This is a genomic window from Pseudomonas pseudonitroreducens (assembly GCF_021603645.1).
In the GTDB taxonomy this organism is placed as follows: domain Bacteria; phylum Pseudomonadota; class Gammaproteobacteria; order Pseudomonadales; family Pseudomonadaceae; genus Pseudomonas; species Pseudomonas pseudonitroreducens.
Genome location: NZ_BQHJ01000058.1, coordinates 1 through 412, shown reverse-complemented (window position 1 = coordinate 412; position 412 = coordinate 1). Strand labels below are relative to the sequence as shown.

Below are 412 nucleotides of genomic sequence, written 5' to 3'. Positions count from 1 at the left end.
TTTCCAGGCCGCTCAGCGGGCGCAGCGGCAAGCTCAGGTCCCGTTGGTAGTGCATGGGCGAGTCGTGGAATTCGACTACATCGATCTTCAGGCGCGCATCCATGCTGAAGCTGAACCAGATGCCGCGTTCGGCGCACAGGCGCTTGATGTAGGCAAGGTCCGACTCGCCGTACTGCAGCAGTTGCTCGTGCTGCTTGTAGGTGCTGCCGAGGTCGATGAGGAAGTCCTGCCCGCGCAGGCCGTGGCGGCGGAGGATGCTTTCCACCACTTCGGGCACGCTCTGGTTCTGGTAGATGCGGAACTGCTGGCCCTTGTCGAGCAGGGCCAGGTGCGGCTCGAGGGTGAGTTCATAGCGCGCCTCGTCGCGGGAGGCGGACAAGCGCCGGAAGCGCGTGACCACGCCGTGCAGGGT

At 64.8% G+C, this 412-nt stretch carries 1 protein-coding gene; it reads right to left on the bottom strand.

Features of this window, described 5'->3' with window-relative positions:
- Positions 1-412: contractile injection system protein, VgrG/Pvc8 family (locus L6D89_RS32450; protein ID WP_236202352.1), on the bottom strand; the 412-nt coding region annotated here is incomplete at both ends.